Raw genomic sequence first — 4,849 nt, 5'->3', positions numbered from 1 at the left:
CCGCCACCTGGAACGCAAGGCCCTCGCGGAACGCTTCGGTGCCAAGGCCGAAATCCGTGGAATAGCTGGAGAGATCGCCCCCCATCGCCACGATGTCGGCCAGGATGCGGCTCTTGTTCTCGTCCACATAGGCCTGTGCGACCCGGTCGGCGTTGTCCAGCACCGTCTTGGCCTGATCCGAAAACCAGAACTGCACGCCGAACTGGAACAGCAGCGACGCGAAGACGACGACAAGGATGGTCGGCGCCGCGGCCAGCGCCGCGAACAGCGCCACAAGCCGCACATGCAGCTGCGCGCCGGCCCGCCCCGCCCTGCGGTTCGCGATGAGGATCGCGACCCGCCGCCCGATCAGCAGCAGCAGCGCCAGCAGCGGCAGAAGGTTCGCGACAAGCAGCAGCGTGACCAGCTGGGGCGAGAAGCCCTCCGCCGGCGCGCGCTGCCCCGTCAGCACCGCATAGGATGCAAGGCCGACGACGACGGCGACCACCGCAAAGACGATTTCCAGCGCCGGGAACTGATCGGGGTTGGCGGCCCAGCGGCCGAATCTGCGGCGCGCCAGCCGGAACCGCAGTGCGGCGCGCTGGCTCAGGGATCCGCCGGCTGGGGGCATTGGCGGCTGTTAGCAGAGCATCGTTGCCGGATAAACACAGTTTTCGTCACACTGCGACGAATGGGCGACTCCCGCGCCTGTCAGCCGCCCCGTCGGCCGGTCTGCGGCTCGACACCGCGATCGGTCAGCATCTTGCGCAGGGTGTTGCGGTTCACGCCCAGCAATCGTGCCGCCTTCAGCTGGTTGCCGCGCGTCAGCAGCAGCGCGGTTTCCAGCAACGGCCGCTCGAATTCCGCCAGTAGCCGGTCGTAGAGGCCGTCTTCGGGCGGCTCGGCCGCTTGCGCCACATGGCGATCCAGCCATTGCGCCACCAGCGATTCCAGCGAGCCGTTGCCCGCGATCGGTTGCCCGGGCACGGAGGGCCGCTCCTGCGGCAGGTCCGCCCGCGCGATCCACAGTTCCGCAACCGCTGCCGTCACCAGCTCGTCGCGCGCCAGCGCCGCCAGCCGCCGCATGGCATTTTCCAGCTCGCGCACATTGCCCGGCCAGCTCTGTTCCATCAGCCAGGCCACGGCGCTGGCGTCCAGCGCCTTGCGCGGAAGCCCTTCCGATGCGGCCCGGTCCAGGAAGTGCCGGGCCAGTTCCGGGATATCCTCCCGCCGGGCGCGCAGCGGCGGCAGGCGGATGGGCACCACGTTCAGCCGGTAATAGAGATCCTCGCGGAACATGCCCGCGTCGATCAGGCGGCGCAGATCCTTGTGCGTGGCGGCCACGATCCGCACGTCGGCCTTCATCGCGCGGGTGCCGCCCACCATCATATATTCGCCGGATTGCAGCACCCGCAGCAGCCGCGTCTGCGCATCCATCGGCATGTCGCCGATCTCGTCCAGGAACAACGTGCCGCCCTGCGCCTGTTCGAAGCGGCCGGTCGATCGCGCCGCGGCGCCGGTGAAGGCGCCCCGTTCATGCCCGAACAATTCCGTCTCGATCAGTTCGCGCGGGATCGCCGCCATGTTGATCGCCACGAACGGCCCGGTGCGGCGCGGCCCCAGATCATGCAGCGCCCGCGCCACCAGTTCCTTGCCCGTGCCGCTTTCGCCCAGCACCATCACCGTCAGGTCGGTCGGGATCACCCGCGCAAGCGTGCGATACACTTCCTGCATCGCGGCCGAGCGGCCGATCATCGGCAGGGGCTCGCCCTCATCGGCGCCGCGATGGGCGGCCGCGGGCAGGCCCTTGCTTTCATAAGCACTCTGAACTGTTCTCGTCAATTCATTCAGATCAAATGGTTTTGGCAGATAATCAAATGCGCCCTGCTCGGTCGCCCGCACCGCCGTGGAGAGCGTATTCTGCGCGCTCATCACGATCACCGGCAGATCGGGCCGCCGCGCCGTCACCAGCGGGATCATGTCCAGCCCGTTGGCGTCGGGCAGCAGCACGTCCGTTACCAGAACGTCGCCCACCCCTTCCTCGATCAGCTTCCACAAACCGGCCGCGCTGTCCGTGGTGCGCACGATGTGGCCCGATCGCTGCAACGCCTGCCGCACCACGGTGCGGATTCCGGCGTCGTCGTCGACAACGATGATGGTGGCAGGGTCGTTCATCTGGGTTCCGGGGCCAGCGGCAGAAGGATGCGGAACACGGTGCGGCCCGGCTGGCGATCGCATTCCACGATGCCGCCATGATCGCCCACCACCTTGGCGACCAGCGCCAGCCCAAGCCCGGTTCCGCCCGGCTTGGCGCTCACGAAGGGTTCGAACAGGTGATCCGCGATGGTTTGCGGCGGGCCTTCGCCCTCGTCGATCACGCACACTTCCAGCGGCAGCGAAATGCGCGCGCCGGTTGCATGGGCGCGAACGCGGAACCCCTGCCGGAATGCCGTCGTCAGCGTGATCGCGCCGCCTGGCGGAGAGGCTTCCACGGCGTTCTTCACAAGGTTCAGGAACGCCTGGATCAGCGCATCGCGGTTGCCCAGAACGGGCGGCAGAGACGGGTCATAGCGTTCGCGGAACTGCATGTCCTTGCCGAACCCGGCTTCCGCCAGCATCCGCACATGCCCCAGAACCGCATGGATATTTTCCTGCGTCAGGCTGGGTGGCCGGGTGTCGGTGAAGCCTTCCATACGGTCGATCAGCGCGCGCACCCGATCCACCTCGGAAATGATCAGGCCGGTCAGCTCGCGGCTGTCCTGATCCAGCGCTTCCCCCAGCAGCTGGGCGGCGCCGCGAATGCCGGACAGCGGGTTCTTGATCTCGTGCGCCAGCATCGCCGCCACGCCTTCGGCAGAGCGGGCCGCGCCCTGCTGGCCCTTCTGCCGGTCCACCAGAGAGGTCACGGCGCGCGGCTGGAAGCTGAGCGCCAGCCAGCCATCCTGATCCGGCAGACGGCCCACCAGCACATCGGCGCGCGCGCGGCGGCCGCCCAGGAACTCGATCACCAGATCATAGGCGGCAATGTCGGTGCGGCTGGCGCGCGCTTCATCCACCAGCGCGCGAACCGGGCTGTCTTCAGGGAACAGCTGCGCCCAGCCCTTTTCCATCATCAGCGTCTGCGAGACGTTCAGGAAGGTTTCCGCCGCCGAATTGGCGAGCGCGACGCGGCCATCCGGGCCCAGCAGCAGCATGGGCGCGGGCAGCGCGTTCCAGATATCGGTGGGATGCGGCAGCGCCGCGGCGCGCGGCCGGGCGGGAACCGCGGCCGCCGTGGTCACGCGGCAATGCCAAGCGGCGCGGAGGCCCGGTCCAGCTGGGCGGCATAGAAATCCCGCAGCATGGAGATCACCACATCCGCGTCGGGGATCATGTTGACCTTGTTGCGGAATTCGGCCGACGACGGCAGGCCCTTCGTGTACCAGCCCAGATGCTTGCGCGCCACGCCCACGCCATGCTCGCGCCCATAGAGATCCAGCATGGCTTCATAATGTTCCAGCACCAGGTCTCGCTGTTCGGCCAGAGTAGGCGCATCCGGAACGGGCGCGCCCTCCAGCGCGGCCATCACCTGCGCCAGCAGCCAGGGCTTGCCATAGGCGCCCCGCCCCACCATCACCCCGTCCGCGCCCGACTGGCGCAGCGCGTCCAGCGCGTCCTGGGGCGAGTTGATGTCGCCGTTCACGATCACCGGCAGCGAAACCGCCTGCTTCACCTTCGCCACAAAGGCCCAGTCGGCCGTGCCCGAATAGAGCTGGTTGCGGGTGCGGCCGTGCACCGTGATCAGCTTCACGCCCAGATCTTCCGCAATGCGGGCCAGTTCCGGCGCATTCAGGCTTTCGTGGCACCAGCCCATTCGCATCTTCAGCGTCACCGGCACCTGAACCGCTTTCACGGTGGATTCAATCAGTTGGGCGGCAAGGGGAAGATCGCGCATCAGGTGCGAACCGGCATGGCCGTTCACGATCTTCTTCACGGGGCAGCCCATGTTGATGTCGATGATGGCGGCCCCGCGCTGTTCGTTCAGCTTGGCGGCCTCTGCCATCACGCGCGGTTCGCAACCGGCGAGCTGCATGGAGACCGGCTCCTCGCTGGGGTCCCACGCGGCTTTCTGCAGGGATTGCCGCGTTTCGCGCACCATCGCTTCGGAGGCGATCATCTCCGTGACGGTCAGCCCGGCGCCATAGCGTTTCACCAGCGTGCGGAAGGGCCGGTCGGTCACGCCCGTCATGGGCGCGAGGACAACCGGGCTGTCGATCCGCACCGGACCGATCTGAAGGGGCGCAAGCTTTGTCATGGTCTGCCTAAAAATGAGGCACGCACATAGGCGAGCCACCCCTTTTCGGCAAGAGCGGGAGCGCCTATGGCGGCGCGATGTCGAACGGCTCCCCCCCTGGAAGCGCCGCCGCCCTGATCGTGGCGGCCGGGCGCGGCGTGCGCGCCGGCGGCGAGATGCCCAAGCAGTATCGCCTGCTGGGCGGCAAGCCGATCCTGCGCTGGTCGGCCGAGGCCTTTGCCGCGCACCCCGCCGTCGGCCCGATCCATGTGGTGGTGGCCGAAGGCGAAGAATCGCGCGCGGGGGAAATCCTCTCCGGCCTGCCCGTTTCGGTGGGGCGCGGCGGCGCATCCCGTCAGGAGTCGGTGCGGCTTGGCCTGGACCAGCTGGCGGCACAGGCGCCCGCGCAGGTGCTGATTCACGATGCGGCGCGCCCCCTGCTGGCCGCATCCCTGATCGATAAGGTGCTGGCGGGGCTGTCGGATGCCCCGGGAAGCTGCCCTGCCCTGCCCGTGGTGGACAGCCTGCGCCGCGGCGGTGACAGGATCGAGGGCGAAGTGCCACGCGAGGGCCTGTGGCGGGTGCAGACCCCGCAAG

At 68.3% G+C, this 4,849-nt stretch carries 4 protein-coding genes and 1 pseudogene; 1 reads left to right on the top strand and 4 read right to left on the bottom strand.

What is annotated here, in order from left to right; translation table 11 throughout:
• The 4 genes and pseudogenes from ACE3O8_RS12745 to dusB all read right to left on the bottom strand — a co-directional run.
• A pseudogene (locus ACE3O8_RS12745) lies at positions 1-610 on the bottom strand (PAS domain-containing sensor histidine kinase); the annotation flags it as partial.
• A gap of 80 nt (positions 611-690) precedes the next feature.
• Positions 691-2,154, bottom strand: coding sequence for a nitrogen regulation protein NR(I) (gene ntrC, locus ACE3O8_RS12740; RefSeq protein ID WP_374390324.1), 1,464 nt, complete (start codon positions 2,152-2,154; stop codon positions 691-693).
• On the bottom strand, positions 2,151-3,260 hold the full coding sequence (locus ACE3O8_RS12735; RefSeq protein WP_374390323.1) for a nitrogen regulation protein NR(II): 1,110 nt from the start codon (positions 3,258-3,260) through the stop codon (positions 2,151-2,153). Before ACE3O8_RS12735 ends, ntrC begins: the two co-directional genes overlap by 4 nt.
• Positions 3,257-4,273: a tRNA dihydrouridine synthase DusB gene (dusB, locus tag ACE3O8_RS12730; RefSeq protein ID WP_374390321.1), complete on the bottom strand. Its 1,017-nt coding sequence runs from the start codon at positions 4,271-4,273 to the stop codon at positions 3,257-3,259. The genes ACE3O8_RS12735 and dusB overlap by 4 nt, the downstream gene beginning before the upstream one ends.
• A gap of 77 nt (positions 4,274-4,350) precedes the next feature.
• Between dusB and ACE3O8_RS12725 the strand changes: the two genes are divergently transcribed.
• On the top strand, positions 4,351-4,849 hold a 499-nt coding region (locus ACE3O8_RS12725; protein WP_374390319.1), incomplete at its 3' end, for a 2-C-methyl-D-erythritol 4-phosphate cytidylyltransferase.

The organism is Sandaracinobacter sp. (assembly GCF_041909755.1).
Taxonomy (GTDB): domain Bacteria; phylum Pseudomonadota; class Alphaproteobacteria; order Sphingomonadales; family Sphingomonadaceae; genus Sandaracinobacteroides.
This window is presented reverse-complemented; position numbering and strand designations above follow the sequence as displayed.